We start from the raw sequence: 20,744 nt of genomic DNA, 5'->3' as shown, positions 1-20,744 counted from the left end.
TTTTTTTAGTGAACTATTTTTGGTTTTAAACCCATCGCACCTAAGGCTGTGCTTTGATCATCATTTTCTTCTGGTTTTTCGACTATTTTATCTTTTGGATATAAATTTTTATTAATTATATTTTCGATTTCTTCACCTGATAAAGTTTCGTAAGTAATCAGAGCTTTAGCAATTTTGTGTAAATCGTCAATTTTTTCAGTTAATATTTTTGTAGCCTGATTGTAGCCCTCATCAACTAATTTTCTTATTTCTTTATCAATTTTTTGAGCTACTTCTTCAGAAACTGATTGAGTTTGTGTAACTGATCTTCCTAAAAATACTTCTTCTTGGTTTTCACCATATTCTATCGGTCCCATTTCTTCACTCATTCCATATTTTGTAACCATGGCCCTTGCAAGCTGTGTAGCTTGATTAATATCTGATCCACTTCCACCTCCCGCTCCTGTAGAAATATTATCTTTTCCAAAAATTAATTCTTCTGCGACTCTACCACCAAAACACACTGCCATTCGTGCTTTTAAGTATTTTATTGAATATCCATGTTTATCTCTTTCAGGTAAATTCATAACCATACCTAAAGCTCTACCTCTTGGAATTATTGTTGCTTTGTGTATTGGATCGTAGCTCGGCATATTAAATGAAACTAAGGCATGTCCACCTTCATGATATGCTGTTAATTTTTTTTCGTCCTCAGTCATCACCATTGAACGTCTCTCAGATCCCATCATTACCTTATCTTTAGCTTCTTCAAACTCAATTAATGTAACGATTCTTTTATTTTTCCTTGCAGCCAATAAAGCTGATTCATTAACTAGATTGGCTAAATCAGCACCAGAAAAACCAGGCGTTCCTCTTGCTATAGTTCTTAAATTTACATCTGGTGCCATTTTAATTTTTTTTACATGGACCTTTAAAATTTTTTCTCTTCCTATAATGTCTGGATTTGAAACAACCACCTGTCTATCAAATCTACCGGGTCTTAATAAAGCTGGATCAAGAACGTCAGGTCTGTTAGTTGCAGCAATTATGATAACACCTTCATTAGTTTCGAACCCATCCATCTCAACTAACAATTGGTTTAAAGTCTGTTCTCTTTCATCATTTCCACCCCCTAATCCAGCCCCCCTGCTTCTGCCGACAGCATCTATTTCGTCTATAAAAATAATGCATGGTGAATTTTTTTTACCTTGCTCAAACATGTCTCTTACTCTTGAAGCTCCCACTCCGACAAACATTTCCACAAAATCTGAACCTGAAATTGTAAAAAAAGGAACACCAGCTTCACCTGCTATTGCTCTTGCTAATAAAGTTTTTCCTGTACCTGGTGGCCCAACTAACAATGCTCCTCTTGGTATTTTTCCCCCGAGTCTACTAAATTTCTTTGGATCTTTTAAAAATTCTACAATTTCTTCTACTTCTTCTTTTGCCTCCTCTACACCAGCAACATCATTAAATGTAACTTTACCTTTAAGTTCGTTCATCATCTTAGCTTTAGACTTTCCAAATCCCATCGCACCTCCCTTGCCACCTTGCATTTGTCTCATAAAGAAAATCCAGACTGCAATTAATAGTAACATTGGGAACCAAGATAATAGAACTCCAAACAATGACGGCATTTTTTCATCTAGGGGTGCAGCAGAAATACTAACTCCTTTGTCTGATAGCTTTTCAATTAAGTTTGGGTCATTAGGAGAATATGTGGAAAAAGAGTTACCATTAGAAAAAACTCCTTTGATATTGTTACCCTGGATATCAACTTTTAAAACCTCTCCATTTTCTACTGAAGTTAAAAATTCTGAAAATATAATTTGATTTCCACCTCTTACGTTAGATTGTGGATTCTTAAACATGTTATATAGACCGATAGTCAAGAAGACTATAATTCCCCACATAGCAAGATTTTTTAAATTCATAATGTTAAGATAAGAATTATTACAAGATTAACAAGTGACAAAATATCATTAAATATTTATATTTTATTACTCTTTTGACAATATAAGGGTTCCATTAACCTTTTTAATCAAACATCCTCCTAAAGTAACTTTAAATGAGGATTTAGATTTTACTAAATCAATGATTTTATCAATTTTTTTTCCTCTGACAGTGTAATATTTTTTTCCTATAATTTTTATTACTTCACCAAAAGATCTAAACACAACTTCTTCTGATTGAGAAAAAAAGTTTTCTTTCAAAATAGCATTCTGTTTTTTTTGAAAAATAGTTACATTTTCTTCTAAATTTTTTTTTGTATAAAATCTTATATTTTCATTAGCAAATTTTAAATTTTTTATCGTTAAAAAAAATTTATTTTTATCTAATCCCTCTAAACTTAATTCTTTTAATAAATTTCTAACTTTAACTCTCTTAAACTTATCATCTTCATTTGATGGATCTTCAATGTATGATCTAAAAACAATTTTACTAATATAAACCAAATCATCTTTTTCAATACTTATTAAAGGTCTGATTAAATTGATATTATTATTTTGTGTTTCTTTATCCAGCGAGACTAACCCTTGCAAACCACTACCTCTTAGAATTCTTATAAAGAAATTTTCAAATAAATCATCTAAGTGATGACCAAGTAAAATATTCTGAATTTTAGATTTTTTTGCTGCATCTGTTAGTAGCTTGTATCTTTTATCTCTAGCAATTGATTGGATATTTTTTTTAGGTTTTATTCCCTTCCAAGTTAGAATATTTAATTTTATGTAAAAATTTTTTAATTTTTTTTGAACATATTTTGCCTCCCATGTTGAATTTTTTCGTAATTTATGATCAACAATGAAGTATTTAATATCAATAGAATTATGAATTGCATAAATTTTTGCTAAAAAAGATAATGCAAGGCTATCTGGACCACCCGAAACAGCTACAATAAAGTTTTTTTTAATAAGTAAATTATTTTTAAATTTTTTATAAATTTGAAGAGTTCGTTTATCTTTTAATTTATTTAATAAAAACTTATGAGTCTTCTTTGTTACATTCAAATTTTTTAGACTCATATTTTGCTTTTTGAATTACTGATTGGTTAGCTTTGGGATATTGTAACTCTACTCCATTTATCATCTTACACCCTTGGTCTTTTTCTCCAATTTGGACCATTGACACACCAAGTTTTAATAGATTTATTGGAGCCTTATTACCTTTTGGATATTTTTGATATCCTTCTAGATAAGCTGATGCAGCATCAGTATAAAGTTGTCTTATTCTAAATGTTTCAGCATACCAATATTGAGCGCTACCTGCCAATTCATGTTCACTATTAGAAAGCACAAACTCTCTAAAAGCTCTTTCAGCTGTACTATAATCACCAACTTTTAAAAAACTTGTTGCAAATTCATACTGTTTTTTTGGTGATAGGTCTTGTGGCAATATTTTTTCCTCAGCTTGAAAAGTTTCTGTCACAACAGTCGCTGTTGTATCTACAGATTGAATTTGTTGTGTTGTTTCAGATGTCTCTGTATCTTTGTATGATATTGAGCCAAGATCTTGTGGCTGAGAGCTTCCAGGTAATATTTCAGTTTTTGTATCTGTTTTTGGTTTTGAGGATAGTTGTGTTGTAATTTCACCTGAACTTATTGCAGACTCTATATCTTGAAACCTTATCTGATTATCAGCTTGAATTTTTGATAGCCTATTTGATAATTTGTCTAACTTAAAATTAATTTCTTCAAATTTATTGGTTAACTCTCGAAATTGATCTTCAACTTCAGATAATTTTAATAAATGTCTTGTAAGAACGTCCTCTGAATTATTATCTAGCTCATTAGTTGGCTGTTCATTTGATGATGAACTAATTTCAATTGAGCCTGAATAAACTGCTCTTTCAAGAGTTTTAAGATCGTTCTTAATAATTTCTAAAGTTTCATAAATATTGTGATTATCAGAGAAGGCATATTGTGAAAAACTTAAATTAAATAAAATTATTATTACTAATTTAAATGTAAGTCTCATTATTATTTTGATTTATGATTATAAAAATGGCAAAAAAAAGACCCTAAAACTTTTACGTTTTAGGGTCTTTAAATTAAAATCTTTAATTTGCTTTGACAGTTACAGATCTTCTATTTTTTGACCAAGCTAATGGGTTCGAACCTGCATCAACTGGTCTTTCTTTTCCATAACTTAATACTGAAATCCTGTCTGAAGATATTCCATATGTCATCAAGTAATCTTTAGCTGAATTTGCTCTTCTCTCTCCAAGCGCTAAGTTATACTCTCTAGTACCTCTTTCATCTGCGTGTCCTTCAAGAACAACATTTATGCTAGAGTTTTTTCTCAACCAAGCTGCTTGAGCTCTTAATGTCTCTCTAGAAGCTGTTGTTAAAACAGTTTCATTTGTCGCAAAGAAAACTCTATCTGGAACACCGTCCGCTAAATATTCAACCGTATCAGTTCCTGTGTAAACATCACTTTGCATCTGACCTTGCATATCAGCGACTTCTTTTTTTGTTGCACATGCAGTTAACACCAGGCATGCTGCTAATATTAAAAGTGTGTTTTTATAAATTTTACTCAATATCATTAAATTGCTCCTTGCTGCTAATTTCAATTTCTAAATTATTCACAACTAATTAGAGGTTTCAAGTTAAAAAATCAAGTTTTTTTGACTAATTACTCAATAAAGATGACCATGATGGGTCAGATGCATCAGTCTGAGTTTCAACTAATCGTTCATTATAGCCAGTTAAATCTATTGACCATAACTTAGCAGAAAACCCTTCGCCTTTTGCGTTAGTTTTTGTTTCTCTATAAAAAATTAAAACCCTTCCATTAGGAGACCAAGATGGTGCTTCCTGGTAGTAGTTTTCTGTCAACAATCTTTCACCTTTGCCATCTGTCCTCATCACCCCAATGTAAAATTTTCCTTTATGTAATTTGGTAAAAGCTATTAAATCACCTCTAGGTGACCATACTGGTGTTCCGTAAATACCATTTCCAAATGAAATTCTTTTGACATTGCTACCATCACTTTTCATTATATATATTTGCTGGTACCCACTTCTATCAGAATTAAACGCAATGAATCTTCCATTTGGAGAATAAGATGGTGAGGTATCAATGGATGGATGATTTGTAATTTTTTCTACCAATCGATTTTCTAAATCCATGGTATATATGTCTGATTTTCCATCTCTAGCAAAACTCATTATTATTTTTTTACCATCAGGAGAAAATCTTGGGGCAAAGGTCATTCCAGGAAAATCACCAACAACTTCTTGGGTTCCAGTTTCAATATCTAATAAATAAACTCTTGGTAAATTTTTAAAATACGACAAATATGTAACCATTTGACTAGTGGGATTAAATCTTGGGGTTAGTACAAGTTCGTTTCCAAGTGTAAGAAATTTATTATTTGCACCATCCTGATCCATGATTGCTAATCTTTTCTTTCTTTGTGTTTTTGGACCTTCTTCTGCAATATAAATTATCCTTGTATCAAAGTATCCTTTTTCTCCTGACAGTCTCTCATAAACTTTATCTGATATAATATGCCCTACTCTTCTCCAGTTACTTGGCACCGTAGTAAATGCTAATGCCATCATCTCTTTAGCTGCCAAAACATCCCATAACCTAAACTCAACTCTTAACTTTTCATCAACATATGTCACTTTGCCAGTTATGAGTGCTTGGGCTTTAATTAAATTCCAATCTTCAAATCTAGGTTTTAAATTTGCAATATCTGGAGCTTGTAAAAATGCTTCTTTACTCAGTGGATTAAACAGACCAGATGTCCTTAAATTATTTTCAACTATAGTAGAAATTTCAGATCCAATATTTTCTTTTTTAAGAATTTTTTCAAAACTTTTTTTTGATTTATCATCAATTGACAAAGGTGAAACTGCTAATGGAAGTGGATTTAAATTTCCTCTAGTAATATCAACCTCTATTAAAGCAAAAGCTTTAAGTGGTAGTAAACTCATTAAAAATAAAAGTATTAATTTTTTTTTCATTTGCTCATCTTAACCTTCTAACATCTCTCTTGCATCAAAATTTAATTGTAATTCTTTCCATCTTTCATAGCCTGTTGTTGGGACTCTTAAAGGTTGGCATAATTTTACAGCTCTCAATGCACTTTCGGCTAACACTTTGTAAAAGCTTTGACCAGGCTTATTCATTCTAGCGTGATCTAAAATTTCAGTTTTTGATACTGACCCATCTGGTTCAAGCATTAGTTTAATTCTTACCAATAAATCTTCATTATAGGGTAGTCCAAGAGGAATACTCCAGCACCCAAAAATTTGAGCTTTTAAAGCATCTTCTTCACTTAAAGTCAGTCCAGAAGTTACAATACTCTTATCTTGATTTTGAGTGATGTCGTTATTTTTTTTAATTACTTCTGCTGTATCTTCTTTTGCCTTATCAATTAATTTAGCAATATTATCTAAATCAACAAATTCTTTTTTTTCAAATTCCGAAACTTGTTTAACTTCTTCATCCAATTTATCAGGATTTTGTTTACTTTCTTTTTTTGTTTCAATTTTTTTTACAGTTTTTTCAGGTAATGGAATTGCTTCTGGTGTTTTACTGTCAATTTTTTCATTTTTATCAACTGAAACGACAGTTTTTGTTTTGTTTTTTTTTACTTTCTTCGGTGGCGCTTGTTCTGATACTAATTTTTTCTCTTTTTCTTTTACTTTCTCAATTATTTTTTTTGCTTTAGGAGCAAATGGAATATTTGTCTTTTCAGTAATTTGAATTAATTCTACAGATACAATAGGTGGTATTTCTAATGGTTTTTTAGCTAAAAATGGCAAACTCATTGCAGTTATAAAAATTAAACCCACATGAAAAACAGAAGATATGATTATACTTCTATTCATAAAAGTTACCTTTGTTTGTAAGGCTCGGATATTAATGCAACTTTAGTAAAACCTGATCCAGATAATAACCCCATTATTTCTAATACTCTTCCATAGTTTATTGTTTTGTCACCTCTTACATAAATTCTTGTATCTGTTCTATTTTTAGAAACTGCTAAAACTTTAGCAATAATGTTGTCATACTCTACTTTTGCTTCTTGAATAAAAATTTCACCTTTTGCATTAATTGAAAGTGTTAATGGTTCAGCTTCTTCTGGAAGAGAATCAGCAGACGTTTCTGGAAGATCAACTTGTACACCTACTGTTAGTAATGGTGCTGTTACCATAAAAATAATTAACAAAACTAACATTACATCAACAAACGGGGTAACATTAATCTCGCTCATAGGTTCTTTTGATAAACGGTTTAATTTAAATGCCATTTAAATTATAGTTAAGAATCTTTTTGAAAAATTTTCTAACTTTTGAGAATACTTTTGAGAGTCTGTGTTAAATTTATTGTAAGCAACTACCGCTGGAATTGCAGCTAACAATCCTAATGCAGTAGCAAATAGTGCTTCAGCTATCCCTGGGGCAACGATTGCTAGACTTGTGTTTCTTGAAATTGCAATAGATTGGAATGAGTTCATTATGCCCCAAACTGTTCCGAATAAACCAATAAAAGGTGCTGTAGAACCAACTGTTGCTAAAAAAGTGAAACCTTTTTCAATTTTAGACATCTGTTTTTCAATTCCAACCTCCAGAAAAGTACTCATTTTTTCACTTAAATTACTTTTGAATTTTTTTTTGAGTAAAGTTTCCATTGTATCTTTAAACACAATTGCCATGGGATCATCAACTTTTGCTGGTAAACTATTATAAAATGTTTCTGCTGATTTAGAGTCCCAAAATTTTTGCTCAAAATCATCTGATGATTTGTTTATTTTCTTAAATAATCTAAACTTATCAATAATTACTGCCCATGAATAAATTGAGCAAACTATCAAAATAATAATTACTGATTTAACTATTATGTCTGCTCTTAAAAATAAGCTCATTAATGAAAAGTCAGTATTAGTACCCAATCCTACTGCTTGTGATGCGATATCAGCTTCCATATTTAACATTTCACACTTAAATGTGTCATGAATTTGTCTTGTATTTTTTTTCTATTCTTCAATTTTATAAGTTTCATAATAAAAACTCGCTATTAAAATAGCGTCAGCTTTATTAGAGTCTTTTTTTCGTGATAAATGACCTGAAAAATAAGGAAAAATCTCAATTGCCTTAGTTCTACTTGCATCTTTCTCTGAATTTATAAGATTAAAATATTTTTTCCATTTTGCAGGTCTTACAAAGTACATGGGTAGTTGCATTGCGGAACATATCCCTTTTAAAATTCCGAATGATTGACCAAAGTTAAACATACTAGTTACACCCTGACCTGGCATCGCTGATACCTGTTCTATAACTACTTTTATGTCATTTTTATCTAATTTTTTAATTCTAAGCGATATTTCATTAAAAATTTGCGAACCATTAACTTGTTTTTTATTTTTTTTACCTTCAGCCATGGTTGGCATTTCCACCACATCCATAATTTTTCCATTTTGAAAAAAACATATTGATCCTGAAATACCTGGGTCAATTCCAATTATAAGCATTAATTATTTTCAAAGTTTGCGTTTGAAAAAACATTCTGTACATCATCATCATCTTCCAATGTCTCTAAAAATTCAATTACAGTTTCATGCCTATCTTTATTAACATTGGCACTATTAAGTGCAACCCATTCTATCTCGGTTGAAATAAAATTTGCTACAATTGACTCTAATTTTTTTTTTACGATGTATATATCGCTCATAGGACATTGGACTTCATGAAATTCATCATGAGAAATACATTCATCAGCACCAGATTCAATTGCAAGTTCAAAAATTTTTTCATCAGAAATTTCTTGTTTACCAATTTTAATAATACCTAATTGATTAAAATTATGTGATGCAGATCCTTGGGTTCCTAAGCTACCACCACTTTTTTGAAATATAGTTCTTATATTTGATGCAGTTCTATTTTTATTATCTGTCAAGGTTTCAACAATTACTGCGATTTTATCTGGGCCAAATCCTTCGTATCTAAGATTTTCAAAATTAACACCTGTTGCAGCAGAAGATTTATCTATTGCTCTTTCTATATTGTCTTTAGGCATATTAGCGGATCTTGCTGCCTGAATAGCAGACCTCAATCTTGGGTTCATTGCTGGGTCTTTATCGCCAAGTTTTGCAGCTACACTTATCTCCTTAGATAATTTTGAAAAAATTTTAGATCTCTGCTTATCTGCTTTTCCCTTTGAGTGCTTAATACTTGCCCACTTTGAATGACCTGACATAATCTTTTTTAAGTATTTTTTAACTGACCTCCACGAATATAACTTTCAATACTATTTGCTAATCCAGTTTCTATATCACAATCAACAATAACACCACACAAAGTAGCATCACCAATTGCAGGAAAATGTTTTACTGAATTCTTTTTTAAAAATCTATTCAGTGAATTTTCTGTGTTCATACCAATAATAGAATTATAATCTCCACACATACCAGCATCTGTTTGATAGCCTGTGCCACCTGCTAAAATCCTTGCATCATTAGTTGGGATATGCGTATGTGTTCCGACTACTAACGAAGCTTTACCATCAAAAAAATGCCCTATTGCATTTTTTTCACTTGTTATTTCTCCATGAAAATCAACTACTAATAAATCATAATCTTGCTTTAACTTATATTGTTTCATAAATTTTTCTGCAATCTCAAAAACATCATCACATTTTTTCATAAAGACATTGCCCATTAAATTTAATACTCCAATTTTAATTTTGTCTTTAGTTTCATAAATATTGAATCCCTTACCTGGCGCTGGCTCAAAAAGGTTTTTGGGACGTAATAATTTTTCCTCTTTATCTATGAACTCCATTATTTCTTTTTGGTCCCACACATGATTACCAGTGGTAATAACATCGACACCACAATTAAAAAAATCATTACATATTTCTTTAGTTAAACCCACACCCTGAGCAGCTGCATTTTCACCATTAACAATTACAAAATCTATTTTTTTTAATTTTATTTCATTCAAAAGATTGTTCATTAATTTTGAACAACCTGAAATTCCAACAACATCACCTAAAAATAATATTCTCATCTTAAAATTTTTTTTTCTGTAATTATAAAATCTAATCTTTTATCATATTGATCAATTGGTATAGATAAGATTTTTTGAAAAGAAAATGCTAGACCAATTTTTATAATTTTTTTAGTTTTTTCGAGTTTTTCAATATACCGATCATAATAACCACCTCCATAACCCAATCTATTTAAATTATTATCATAGGCTACCAATGGAACTAATAAAATATCTGGATAAAAAATTTTCGATGAGACGGGTTCGGGTATGCCAAATTTATTCACTCTTAATGGATCGCTTCTTGACCATCTGTAAAAGTTCATTTGATTATCTTTTTTTATAATTGGTAGTGATACATTAAAATTTTTTTTTTCTAACAAATCTAAAATAGCTAAATCATCTATTTCATAATTTGATGGATAATAACCACCAAAATTTTTTAGATTTAATCTATTTTTTTTTAAAAAAGAAATAAATTTATCTGAATCAATTTTTAAATCTTTATCAAATAGTTTTTTTCTGATTTTAAAAGTTTTATTTCTTATTTGGGATTTACTCACAGAAATTTATTGAGAAACATTATCTAATTTAGCTTTTTCAATAAAATTAGATATTTCATCTGCAGCATCATCAATTAATTTTTCATATTTTTTATGATTAGTCTCGATTTCATTTTTAAAATTTAAATGATTAATATTTATCTCTTGAATTTCTTCCTCTTTTTTATCTCTGTAATCATAAATAAGTGATTTTAATTCTCTAAATTTATTTGAAAGATCCTTTAATTCATTTTTCTTTTGATCAACTTTTTTTTTAGTCTCATAGTACTCATCCATAATCTTAACTGCTGTAATCAAAAGAAGTTTATTTTCCCCTAAATTTCCAAGATTATTTTTAAGATCATTAAATTTTTGATTAATTTGGATTAATAATTCTTCAAGATGCTCCTCTTGACCGTCTTCACATGATAGCAAAAACTCTTTATTATTAAATTTGATACTTACATTTGCCATTTATCTATTTCTTCTAATAAAGTATCTGTTTCTTGATTTAATTCATCAATTTTTTCAGAAAACTCTATTTGTTTTTTTTGCTCCAATTTTTCTTTATTTTGAATTTCTTCAAGTTTTTTTGTTAGATTTGTGTGTACCTCTAAAAGAGATTTGTATTTATCCTCTAATTCAGATTTTTCAATTTCTAATTGAGTTTTTTGAGAATTTAAATTATTGATATTATTTTTTAAATCAGGGTTGCTTAAATCTAAATTTTTTAGCTCTGATAAAGCTTCATTTAATTTTTTTTCTTTTTCGATCATAGAATTCATATATATATATTTATATTATTAAATAGAATCTTCTTAGTCTAGTCAGGATAATTTTGAGCAAACTACATAATGATTTGGCAAATTGCATCAGATTTCTTTCAATTGATGCTGTGCAAAAAGCGAATTCTGGTCACCCTGGTATGCCAATGGGTATGGCAGATGTTGCTACCGTTCTATTTAAGAATTTTTTAAAATTTAACCCAAACAATCCAGATTGGCTAAATAGAGATAGATTTGTTCTTTCTGCAGGCCATGGTTCAATGTTACTTTACTCTCTATTATATCTTACTGGATATAAGAGTATTTCACTTAATAGTATAAAAAAATTTAGACAACTCAATTCAATTTGTGCAGGTCACCCAGAGTATCATCCTAAAACTGGAATTGAAACCACAACAGGGCCTCTTGGTCAAGGAATTGCAAACGCTGTTGGTTTTGCAATTGCAGAAGAAATTTTAAAAAAAAAATTAGGTAAAGAAATTATAAATCACAAAACTTATGTTCTTGCAGGAGACGGATGCTTAATGGAAGGGATAAGTCATGAAGCAATGAGTTTAGCTGGACATTTAAAACTTAAAAATTTAGTGATGCTTTTTGATAACAACTCAATATCAATTGATGGGCCAACAAGTTTAGCTGTTTCAGATAACTTTAAAAAAAGATTTGAAAGTTATGGATGGGATTATATTCTTATAAATGGTCATAACGAGCAAGAAATTTTAAGGGCTTTAAAAAAAGTTCAAAATGCAAAAAAACCAACCGTTATTTCTTGTAAAACTAAAATTGGTTATGGATCTCCAAACAAATCAGGCAAATCGTCGTCTCATGGAAGTCCCTTGGGTTTAGATGAAATTGAACTAGTAAGAAAAGCGTTAAATTGGGGACATAAACCTTTTGAAATTCCAAATAAAATTTTAAATGAATGGAAAAAAATTGGTAAAAAAGGTCAAAAACTTGAGAATAATTGGAGCAAAATTTATAAAAAGAAAAAAGTCATAATAAATAATTTACTAAAAAATAATTTTACAAAAACTTTACAAACTGAAAAACAAAAGGCAATTAAAGAGCTTAAAAGTTTAGCAACCAGAAAATCCTCAGAACTTACTTTGAATTCGTTGACAAGTGTTGCTAATAATTTAATTGGAGGCTCCGCAGATTTAGCAGGATCGAATAACACTAAAACCAAACATCATAAAATAGTTAAGACTGGTGAATTTAATGGAAATTACATTCATTATGGGGTTAGAGAGCATGCAATGAGTGGGATAATGAATGGACTTGCTCTTCATAGTAGTTTTATTCCATACGGAGGAACATTTTTAATATTTTCAGATTATTGCAAACCATCAATAAGATTATCTGCTTTAATGGAGCAAAGGGTTATTTATGTCATGACACATGACTCTATTGGTCTTGGAGAAGATGGTCCAACCCATCAACCAATAGAACAATTGTCAGGCTTGCGTTCTATTCCAAATCTAAATGTTTTTAGACCTGCAGATAGAATGGAAACTATAGAATGCTGGGAACATGCATTAAAAAGCTCAAAGACACCAAGTGTTTTGTCTTTGACCAGACAAAATCTTGATCCAATAAGAAAACGAATTTCAAACGTTAACAAATGTTCTCTTGGAGCATATGAGGTTTTAAGAACGAATAAAAAAATTCATTTAACAATACTTGCAAGTGGTTCGGAGGTTAATTTAGCAATAGAGACTAGTCATAAATTAGCCAAAGATAAGATATATTCAAAAGTAGTATCTATGCCTTGCCAAGATCTTTTTGACTCCCAATCAAATTCATACAAACAAAAAATAATTAATGAGACAAAAGAAATAATTTCTATAGAAGCAGCATCAACAGATTGTTGGAAAAAATATATAGGCAAAGATGGGCTGTCTTTTGGAATTGATACATTTGGAAAAAGTGCACCTTATAAAGAAATTTATAAACACTTTGGTTTAACAGCAGCAAATATTGCTAGCAAATCAAAAAAAAAGTTAGAAAAAAAATATGACTATAAATGTTGGAATCAACGGTATGGGAAGAATTGGCCGAATGGTTATCAGGTCAATTATAGAAAGCCAAAATAAAGATATTAAAATAAAACATATTAATAATAGATCTAATTCTGAAGCAAGTTGTACGTTAATTAAATACGACTCTGTTCATGGAAAATTTGATGCAGATCTTGATTACGACGAAAACCATTTAATTATAAATAAAGATAAAATTACTTTCTCTCAAGAATCAAAAATTGAAGATATCAATTGGAAAAAATTTGGTGTTGATTACATTTTCGAATGTACTGGAAAATTTAATTCGAAAGAAAAATTATTGGCACATATTAATAATGGTGCAAAAAAAGTTATAGTCTCTGCTCCATGTAAAAATGCAGATAAAACTATTGTTTTTGGTGTTAATGAAGAAAAGCTAACAAAAAATGATCAAATAATTTCCGCTGCATCTTGTACTACAAATTGTTTAGCGCCAGTTGCAAACGTACTTCATAAGAATTTTGAAATTGAAAAAGGTTTTATGACCACAATTCATGCTTTTACAAGTGATCAAAGGATTTTAGATAATTCTCATAAAGATCCAAGAAGAGCAAGATCGGCAAGCCAATCAATTGTCCCTACATCAACAGGAGCTTCAAAAACTATTGGAGAAATAATTCCATCTTTAAAAGGTAAATTAGAAGGTGTTGCGATGAGAGTTCCAACTCCCAATGTATCACTCATTGAATTAGTTTTTTGTACTAAAAAAGAAATAAGTATAGAAAAAATTAACGATGCCTTTAAAGAAGTTTCAAAAAACCAGTCTAAAAAAATATTAGAAATTACATTTGAAAAATTGGTATCTGTTGATTTTAATCATAATTCATCATCAGCAATTGTTGATTCATCACTCACCAGCGTGGTAGGTAAAAATATGGGAAAAATTTCAGCTTGGTATGACAATGAATGGGGATTTTCAAATAGAATGTGTGACATAGCAGAATATGTCCACAACATCTCTTAATGAAAAGTATAAAAGATGAAGAGAATCTTAATAATAAAAAAATATTATTAAGATTAGATTTAAACGTTCCTTTGCTTGATGGTAAGATAACCGACACAACAAGGATTGATAAAATTTTACCCACTTTAAATTTTTTAATTTCTCAAAACGCAAAAATTATAATTATTTCTCACGTTGGAAGACCAAAAGGAAAAGTTGTAAATGAACTTTCACTTAGGCCAATATGTAAAGATTTAGAGGTAAAATTAAGTCATAATATAAAACTCATTTCTAAAGAAGTTAACAAGATAAATTCAGAAGATTTATTTAACGATAACAATGAAAAAATAGTCATGTTAGAAAATATAAGATTTTATCCTGAGGAAGAAAAAAATAATCCAAAATTTGCTAAACAACTTGCAACCTTAGCTGACATTTATGTTAACGATGCTTTTTCTTGCTCTCACAGAGCACATGCATCAATTCATGAGATAACAAAATTTTTACCTTCTTTTTCTGGATTACAACTTGATTTGGAAGTTAACGCTTTAAAGAAAATTACTTCCGAAATTAAAAAACCTATAACCTGTATAATAGGAGGCTCAAAAGCCTCTACTAAAATTAATATAATTAAAAATTTAATTCCTAAATTTGACAACATTATAATTGTAGGTGGAATGGCTAATAATATTATTAAATATTTGGGTAACAATATTGGAAAATCAATACAAGAAGAAAACTCTGACCTAATTATTAAAGAAATTTTTTCACTTTCAGAAACAAATAATTGTAAAATAACATATCCTAAAGATATTGTTGTTGGGAAAGATTTAAATGGAAAGCCTCAAATAAAAGAGTTGAATGAGATTTTATCAGATGAAATGATTTTAGATATTGGTCCAAAAACTATAAACATGATTAATAATATTATTGATGAAAGTAATACAATTTTATGGAATGGGCCTGCAGGATATTTTGAAAATCCAAGTTTTGCTAATGGTAGTGTTGAAATTGCTAAGAAAATAATTGAAAATAATAAATCTAATAAAATTTATTCTGTTGCCGGAGGTGGAGATACAGTTTCATTATTAAATAATTTAAATGCATTAAATGATTTTAATTTTATTTCAACTGCTGGTGGAGCCTTCTTGGAATATCTTGAAGGTAAAGAGCTTCCTGGTATAAGAGCTCTAAATTAAATGTCAGAACTTAATAAAATTGCTTTAAAAATTCTTTCAAACGGCAAAGGTATACTTGCTGCAGACGAGAGCAATGGAACTATGACTAAAAGATTAGAGTCAGTAAATATTCAGTCATCACCAGAAAATAGACTTCTTTTTAGAGAAACACTTCTTACAGCGGACAGTATGAGAGATTGTATTGGTGGTGTTATTTTGTATGATGAAACAATCAATCAAAGATCAAGTGGTGGAAAAGCAATCCCTACTTTGATTTCAAAAATGGGAGCTGTTCCAGGAATTAAAGTAGATACAGGTGCAAAAGATCTAGCAAATTCATCAGATGAAAAAGTTACTGAGGGCTTAGATGGACTAAGAGAAAGACTAAAAAAATATTATGAGCTTGGAGCAAGATTTACAAAGTGGAGAGGTGTTTACAGTATTGGTGAAAAATATCCAAGTAAACTTGCAATCAATTCAAATGCTCATGCACTTGCAAGATATTCTGCACTAGTCCAAGAGTGTGAGATGGTTCCAATTGTTGAGCCTGAAGTCTTAATGGATGGCGAACACTCGGCAGAAGACTGTTTAATTAAAACATCTGAAGTAATTCAAAAATGTTTTGAGGAACTTATTGTTCACAAAATTGACCTGACAGGAATAATCTTAAAACCAAATATGATTCTAGCTGGTAATAAGTCAAAAAACAAAATCGCCAATGAAGAAGTTGCTTCTAAAACACTTGAATGCTTAAAAAAATCTGTTCCAAAAGAAGTTCCTGGAATTGCTTTTTTATCAGGTGGCCAATCAGAAATCGAAGCAACAGACAATTTAAACCTAATTAATAAAAGTAATGATACTGATTTTATAATGACCTATTCATATGGAAGAGCTCTTCAGCAAAGCGCTTTAAAATTCTGGTCAAAAGATATTAAGAATATTGAAGGAACCCAAAATGTTTTTAATCATAGAGCAAGAATGAATACTATGGCAGCTCAAGGAAAATGGTCAAGTGAACTTGAAAATAAGTAAAAAAAAATTTATTTATCTTATTTCGCCGAATAAAATATACCCTCAATTCTACAAAGATTTAGAAGAAATTCTTGAAACTGGAAAAGTTGAGTTCTTTCAAATGAGACTTAAAAAATACTCCTTTAAGGAAAAAGTTTTAATTGGAAAAAAAATTCAACAAATTTGTAAAAAAAATAGTACTAAATTTTTAGTAAATGATGACCCAATACTTTCAAAAAAGCTAAATTCTGATGGTTGTCATTTGGGTCAAAAGGATATGGATATAAAAAATGCAAGAAAAATTATAGGAAATAAAATTATTGGAGTTACCTGTCACAACTCTATCAAATTGGCTAAAACTGCCATCAAAGAAAAAGCAAACTATATTGCCTTTGGGGCTTTTTTTTCTACTACAACAAAAAAAGTAAAATTTAAGGCTACTACTAAAATTTTAAATAAAGCAAAAAAGTTAACCAAAGTACCAATAGTTGCTATTGGTGGAATAAATTTTAATAATTATAAAAAACTGTTATTGAACAATGCTAATTTATTAGCTATCTCAGGCTACGTTTGGAATAATAAAAATTATAAACCCATAGAAAGTATAAAAAAACTGAAATGAAAATTAATGCAGGAGAAATAAGAGTAGGAATGCTTTTAGAGTACAAAAATGATTTATGGCAAGTCCTAAAAACTCAACATGTGAAACCAGGTAAAGGTGGAGCATTTGCCCAAGTAGAAATGAAAAGTGTGGGCAAAAATACAAAATTAAATGAGAGATTTAGATCTAGCGAAACTGTTGAAAAAGCATCTCTAGAGGAAACAGATTTTAACTATTTATATGATGATGAGGCGAATTATATTTTTATGAACCCTAAAACATTTGACCAAATTGAAATTAAAAAAGAAATTGTTGGAGAAAAAGGAAAGTTAATGACTGAAAACCTTGAAGTCTCAGTAAGTTTTTATAATGATAGTCCAATTTCAGTTGAACTTCCAAATCAAGTAAATTGTAAAATTGAAACGACAGATGTTGCTCTTAAAGGACAAACAGTTTCTTCATCTTATAAACCTGCTACTCTTGATAATAGTTTGAATATTCAAGTACCCCCATTTATAGAGTCGGGTGATGAAGTAATTATTGATACTAGAACACTCGAATACATCAAAAAAATATAATTCTATGATCTCTATATCTGCAAATCTCAACATTATGATTAAAGCTGCTGAAAAAGCGTCTAAATCAATAATAAGAGATTTTGGAGAAATTGAAAAGTTACAAGTATCAAAAAAAGGACCTCGTGATTTTGTAACCAAAACAGACAAACATGTTGAAAAAATATTAATTGAAGAGTTGTCGAAAACAAAAAAAAATTATTCTTTTTTAACTGAAGAAACTGGTGCTATTAAAAATAAAGACAAAGAAAATACTTGGATAATTGACCCAATTGATGGAACGACTAATTTTCTTCATGGTATACCTCACTTTGCAATTTCTATTGCTCTTAAGTCAAAAGAAGAATTATTAAGTGGTTTAATATTTGATCCAATTAAAGATGAGATGTTTTTTGCTGAAAAAAATAAAGGTGCTTTTTTAAATAATCAGAGATTAAGAGTTTCAAACAAAAATTCTTTGGAAGAATGTTTGTTTTCAAGCAATAATGAAGGTGTAAAATTTAGTAATTTAAATATGAGATGTAGCGGGTCTGCTGCATTAGATTTAGCTTACGTAGCTTCTGGTAGGCTTGATGGATACTTTCAGAACAAGATTAATCTATGGGATGTGGCTGCAGGAACTTTGATGATAAATGAAGCAGGCGGCATAGTGAACGATATTGACAAATTTGATGTAAATAAGATTGATATCAAGGCTTCAAGTGCAGCAATTAATGACAAAATGTTGGAAAATCTTGTTAACTTTTAATTGTGTTATAAAATTCTTTTGCTATAAGTCTCGATATGAAAAAAGATATACACCCAAACTACCACACAATTAAAGTCGAAATGACTGATGGAACTCAATTTGAAACAAAATCAACTTGGGGTGCTGAAGGTGATTTACTTAAATTAGAAATTGATCCAAAATCTCATTCTGCATGGACAGGTGGAAAACAAAAGTTAATGGATAAAGGTAGAATAAGTAAATTTAATAAAAAATTTCAAAACTTTAAATCAGAAAAAAAGAATTAAATGTCAAATGCACCTTTGATGCCGATGGCGACAGCTGTGTGGTTGGTCGAAAATACAACGCTTACTTTTAAACAGATTGCAAACTTTTGTAACTTGCATGAAGTTGAGATACAAGGAATTGCTGATGGCGAGGTTGCAAAAGGAATTAAAGCTTATAATCCAATAATTTCAGGTCAACTTTCTAGAGATGAAATTGAATTATCATCAAAAGATGAAAATAGACCTCTACTTATTAAGAGTACTGATATTGAAATATCTAACTCTGAAAAGAAAACTAAAAAATATGTACCTCTATCTAAGAGACAAGATAAGCCCGACTCAGCTTTATGGTTGATTAGACAACATAATATGCTTAAAGACTCACAAATAGCAAAATTGGTTGGTGTAACCAAAAATTCAGTAACCTCCATAAGAAACAAAAGCTACTGGAACTATAATAATTTAAATCCTAAAGACCCTGTTGCATTAAACTTATTTAGCCAAAAAGATCTGATAGAGGCACTAGAAAAAGCTGAGAGAAGAATAAAAAGAGAAAAAAAAGAAAAAGAAAAAGCAAAACAAGCAAAAGAAATTTCAAACATTGACTAAATTTAATAGACATCAAAAATTTATAGTGATAATTACACACAATTAAAAAAATTTATGAAAATAGAAGTTAAAGACAATAATATTGAACAAGCACTCAGAGTTCTTAAAAGAAAACTACAACGTGATGGTTTTTTTAAAGTTATTAAACTAAAAAATACTTACGAAAAACCCTCTGAGAAGAAAAAAAGAATTTTACAAGAAAACATAAAAAGAGTTAAAAAGTTAAACAAACTCAAAAACAGAATTTAAGTATACCGCGGGGTGGAGCAGTCTGGTAGCTCGTCAGGCTCATAACCTGAAGGTCGGCGGTTCAAATCCGTCCCCCGCAACCAAATTAATCTGATCCTGATTGTTTAAAATCTTAAATAGCTTACTTTTTGCTTTTTATACATGTTTAATATAATAATTTTAAAATGAGTATTTTAATCACAGGTGGTGCTGGCTATATCGGAAGCCATATAGCTGAACAATTAATTAAAAAAAAAAATGATGTAATAATTGTTGATAATCTAGAGACAGGTCATAAAAAATTAATTAACAAAAAAGCTATTTTTATAAAAAGTGATATTAAAAATAAAAAAAATTTAAGATTAATTTTAGATAAATACAAAATAATAACAATTTTTCACTTAGCGGCATATTTAAATGTAAGTGAAGCTGAAAAATATAAATTAAAATATAAAAAGAATAACATTCAAGGTACTAAAAATTTATTACTTGCCTGTAAAAATTCATCAGTTAAAAATTTTATCTTTTCATCGTCCTGTTCAGTTTATGGAAATGTAGAAGGAAGTGTCAGTGAGTCTAGAAAATTAAGACCCCAAGGCTACTACGCTTACACAAAATGTGAGGGCGAGAAATTAGTTAAGAAATACTCAAAAAAATTTAATTATGTGTATGGTATACTCAGATATTTTAACGTTGCTGGAGCAAGTGACTCAGGAAAAATTGGAGAAATTGAAAAATCTCATGGACACCTTATAAAAAATTTAGCTATTCAATCATTAAAAAAAAATCCAGTTATAAGTATTTATGGAAAAGATTATTCTACTAAAGATGGTACATGTATAAGAGACTATATGCACGTGAATGATATTGCCAATATTCACATAATTGGAATGAATTATTTAAAAAAAATTCAGAAATCATTTATTGTAAATTGTGGATATGGAAAAGGTTACTCTGTACTGGAATTGGTAAATATTTTCAAAAAAAATAAAAAGAATTTATCTATAAAATATAAAAAAAGAAGACATGGTGATATTGCTCAAGTTTTTGCCAATACCAAAAAAATTAAAAAACTATTTAATTGGAAACCTAAATATAATAATATCAATAAGATAATAAAAAGTGCAATTAATTGGGAAAAGAAATTCTCTTGCCTTAAATAATTATAGATATAAATTAGTTCCTATTAGCTATAAATACTCTAATAGTTTCTATGTTTAACCATCACAAGACTTT

The 20,744-nt window shown here is 29.5% G+C and carries 25 protein-coding genes and 1 tRNA gene; 12 read left to right on the top strand and 14 right to left on the bottom strand.

The window, feature by feature from the left end; genetic code table 11:
- Positions 1–5 precede the first annotated feature (5 nt).
- From ftsH to AC5SLZ_RS00855, 14 genes are all read right to left on the bottom strand, one after another.
- A complete protein-coding gene (gene ftsH / locus AC5SLZ_RS00920; protein ID WP_494615772.1) occupies positions 6–1,913 on the bottom strand; it encodes an ATP-dependent zinc metalloprotease FtsH in 1,908 nt (635 codons plus the stop codon).
- Between the two features lie 66 nt (positions 1,914–1,979).
- Positions 1,980–3,005 carry a tRNA lysidine(34) synthetase TilS gene (tilS, locus tag AC5SLZ_RS00915; protein WP_494615770.1) on the bottom strand — a complete coding sequence of 342 codons (1,026 nt, stop codon included), beginning with the start codon at positions 3,003–3,005 and terminating at the stop codon, positions 1,980–1,982.
- On the bottom strand, positions 2,965–3,957 hold the full coding sequence (ybgF, locus tag AC5SLZ_RS00910) for a tol-pal system protein YbgF (RefSeq protein WP_494615769.1): 993 nt from the start codon (positions 3,955–3,957) through the stop codon (positions 2,965–2,967). The genes tilS and ybgF overlap by 41 nt, the downstream gene beginning before the upstream one ends.
- An 82-nt stretch (positions 3,958–4,039) precedes the next feature.
- The gene (gene pal / locus AC5SLZ_RS00905) at positions 4,040–4,528 is read right to left on the bottom strand and encodes a peptidoglycan-associated lipoprotein Pal (RefSeq protein WP_028036324.1); all 489 of its coding nucleotides are present in this window, start codon (positions 4,526–4,528) and stop codon (positions 4,040–4,042) included.
- A gap of 85 nt (positions 4,529–4,613) precedes the next feature.
- A complete protein-coding gene (tolB, locus tag AC5SLZ_RS00900) occupies positions 4,614–5,957 on the bottom strand; it encodes a Tol-Pal system beta propeller repeat protein TolB (RefSeq protein ID WP_494615768.1) in 1,344 nt (447 codons plus the stop codon).
- A 9-nt stretch (positions 5,958–5,966) separates the two neighbouring features.
- Positions 5,967–6,827: a cell envelope integrity protein TolA gene (tolA, locus tag AC5SLZ_RS00895; RefSeq protein ID WP_494615767.1), complete on the bottom strand. Its 861-nt coding sequence runs from the start codon at positions 6,825–6,827 to the stop codon at positions 5,967–5,969.
- Between the two features lie 5 nt (positions 6,828–6,832).
- Complete coding sequence (gene tolR / locus AC5SLZ_RS00890; RefSeq protein WP_494615766.1) at positions 6,833–7,249, bottom strand: protein TolR; 417 nt, start codon at positions 7,247–7,249, stop codon at positions 6,833–6,835.
- Positions 7,250–7,924 (bottom strand): protein TolQ, encoded by a 675-nt coding sequence (gene tolQ / locus AC5SLZ_RS00885; protein WP_494615765.1) that lies wholly within the window; start codon positions 7,922–7,924, stop codon positions 7,250–7,252.
- Between the two features lie 51 nt (positions 7,925–7,975).
- Positions 7,976–8,470, bottom strand: a complete 495-nt coding sequence (locus tag AC5SLZ_RS00880; RefSeq protein WP_028036319.1) for a hypothetical protein — start codon at positions 8,468–8,470, stop codon at positions 7,976–7,978.
- Positions 8,470–9,195, bottom strand: coding sequence for a YebC/PmpR family DNA-binding transcriptional regulator (locus AC5SLZ_RS00875; protein WP_494615763.1), 726 nt, complete (start codon positions 9,193–9,195; stop codon positions 8,470–8,472). Before AC5SLZ_RS00875 ends, AC5SLZ_RS00880 begins: the two co-directional genes overlap by 1 nt.
- 8 nt (positions 9,196–9,203) lie before the next feature.
- Positions 9,204–10,007, bottom strand: coding sequence for a TIGR00282 family metallophosphoesterase (locus AC5SLZ_RS00870; protein WP_494615762.1), 804 nt, complete (start codon positions 10,005–10,007; stop codon positions 9,204–9,206).
- On the bottom strand, positions 10,004–10,549 hold the full coding sequence (locus AC5SLZ_RS00865; RefSeq protein WP_494615760.1) for a 5-formyltetrahydrofolate cyclo-ligase: 546 nt from the start codon (positions 10,547–10,549) through the stop codon (positions 10,004–10,006). The genes AC5SLZ_RS00870 and AC5SLZ_RS00865 overlap by 4 nt, the downstream gene beginning before the upstream one ends.
- 6 nt (positions 10,550–10,555) lie before the next feature.
- Entirely contained in the window at positions 10,556–11,002 is a 447-nt protein-coding gene (locus tag AC5SLZ_RS00860) for a cell division protein ZapA (RefSeq protein WP_494615759.1), read from the bottom strand.
- Positions 10,990–11,304 carry a 5-formyltetrahydrofolate cyclo-ligase gene (locus AC5SLZ_RS00855; RefSeq protein WP_494615757.1) on the bottom strand — a complete coding sequence of 105 codons (315 nt, stop codon included), beginning with the start codon at positions 11,302–11,304 and terminating at the stop codon, positions 10,990–10,992. The genes AC5SLZ_RS00860 and AC5SLZ_RS00855 overlap by 13 nt, the downstream gene beginning before the upstream one ends.
- Positions 11,305–11,366: 62 nt before the next feature.
- On the opposite strand from AC5SLZ_RS00855, the gene tkt reads away from it, so the two are divergent.
- From tkt to galE, 12 genes are all read left to right on the top strand, one after another.
- A complete protein-coding gene (tkt, locus tag AC5SLZ_RS00850; protein ID WP_494615755.1) occupies positions 11,367–13,406 on the top strand; it encodes a transketolase in 2,040 nt (679 codons plus the stop codon).
- Positions 13,327–14,334, top strand: coding sequence for a type I glyceraldehyde-3-phosphate dehydrogenase (gene gap / locus AC5SLZ_RS00845; RefSeq protein ID WP_494615753.1), 1,008 nt, complete (start codon positions 13,327–13,329; stop codon positions 14,332–14,334). The genes tkt and gap overlap by 80 nt, the downstream gene beginning before the upstream one ends.
- A complete protein-coding gene (locus AC5SLZ_RS00840; protein WP_494615751.1) occupies positions 14,334–15,512 on the top strand; it encodes a phosphoglycerate kinase in 1,179 nt (392 codons plus the stop codon). The genes gap and AC5SLZ_RS00840 overlap by 1 nt, the downstream gene beginning before the upstream one ends.
- The gene (locus tag AC5SLZ_RS00835) at positions 15,513–16,523 is read left to right on the top strand and encodes a class I fructose-bisphosphate aldolase (protein ID WP_494615749.1); all 1,011 of its coding nucleotides are present in this window, start codon (positions 15,513–15,515) and stop codon (positions 16,521–16,523) included.
- Complete coding sequence (gene thiE, locus AC5SLZ_RS00830) at positions 16,510–17,124, top strand: thiamine phosphate synthase (protein ID WP_494616217.1); 615 nt, start codon at positions 16,510–16,512, stop codon at positions 17,122–17,124. The genes AC5SLZ_RS00835 and thiE overlap by 14 nt, the downstream gene beginning before the upstream one ends.
- Positions 17,121–17,681, top strand: coding sequence for an elongation factor P (gene efp / locus AC5SLZ_RS00825; RefSeq protein WP_494615748.1), 561 nt, complete (start codon positions 17,121–17,123; stop codon positions 17,679–17,681). Before thiE ends, efp begins: the two co-directional genes overlap by 4 nt.
- 4 nt (positions 17,682–17,685) lie before the next feature.
- Positions 17,686–18,426, top strand: coding sequence for an inositol monophosphatase family protein (locus tag AC5SLZ_RS00820; protein WP_494616215.1), 741 nt, complete (start codon positions 17,686–17,688; stop codon positions 18,424–18,426).
- Between the two features lie 35 nt (positions 18,427–18,461).
- Complete coding sequence (rpmE, locus tag AC5SLZ_RS00815) at positions 18,462–18,692, top strand: 50S ribosomal protein L31 (RefSeq protein ID WP_028036306.1); 231 nt, start codon at positions 18,462–18,464, stop codon at positions 18,690–18,692.
- Entirely contained in the window at positions 18,693–19,280 is a 588-nt protein-coding gene (locus tag AC5SLZ_RS00810) for a cell cycle transcriptional regulator TrcR (RefSeq protein ID WP_028036305.1), read from the top strand.
- Positions 19,281–19,334: 54 nt separating this feature from the next.
- Positions 19,335–19,529, top strand: a complete 195-nt coding sequence (gene rpsU, locus AC5SLZ_RS00805) for a 30S ribosomal protein S21 (RefSeq protein ID WP_008544401.1) — start codon at positions 19,335–19,337, stop codon at positions 19,527–19,529.
- 6 nt (positions 19,530–19,535) lie between these two features.
- Positions 19,536–19,612: transfer RNA gene (locus AC5SLZ_RS00800), tRNA-Met, on the top strand.
- 81 nt (positions 19,613–19,693) lie between these two features.
- Positions 19,694–20,671: a UDP-glucose 4-epimerase GalE gene (galE, locus tag AC5SLZ_RS00795; RefSeq protein WP_494615745.1), complete on the top strand. Its 978-nt coding sequence runs from the start codon at positions 19,694–19,696 to the stop codon at positions 20,669–20,671.
- Positions 20,672–20,744: the final 73 nt, after the last annotated feature.

Source organism: Candidatus Pelagibacter sp. PS_06 (assembly GCF_059418045.1).
The sequence above is the reverse complement of the archived record's forward strand: the minus strand, read 5'-3'. Positions and strand labels throughout refer to the sequence as shown.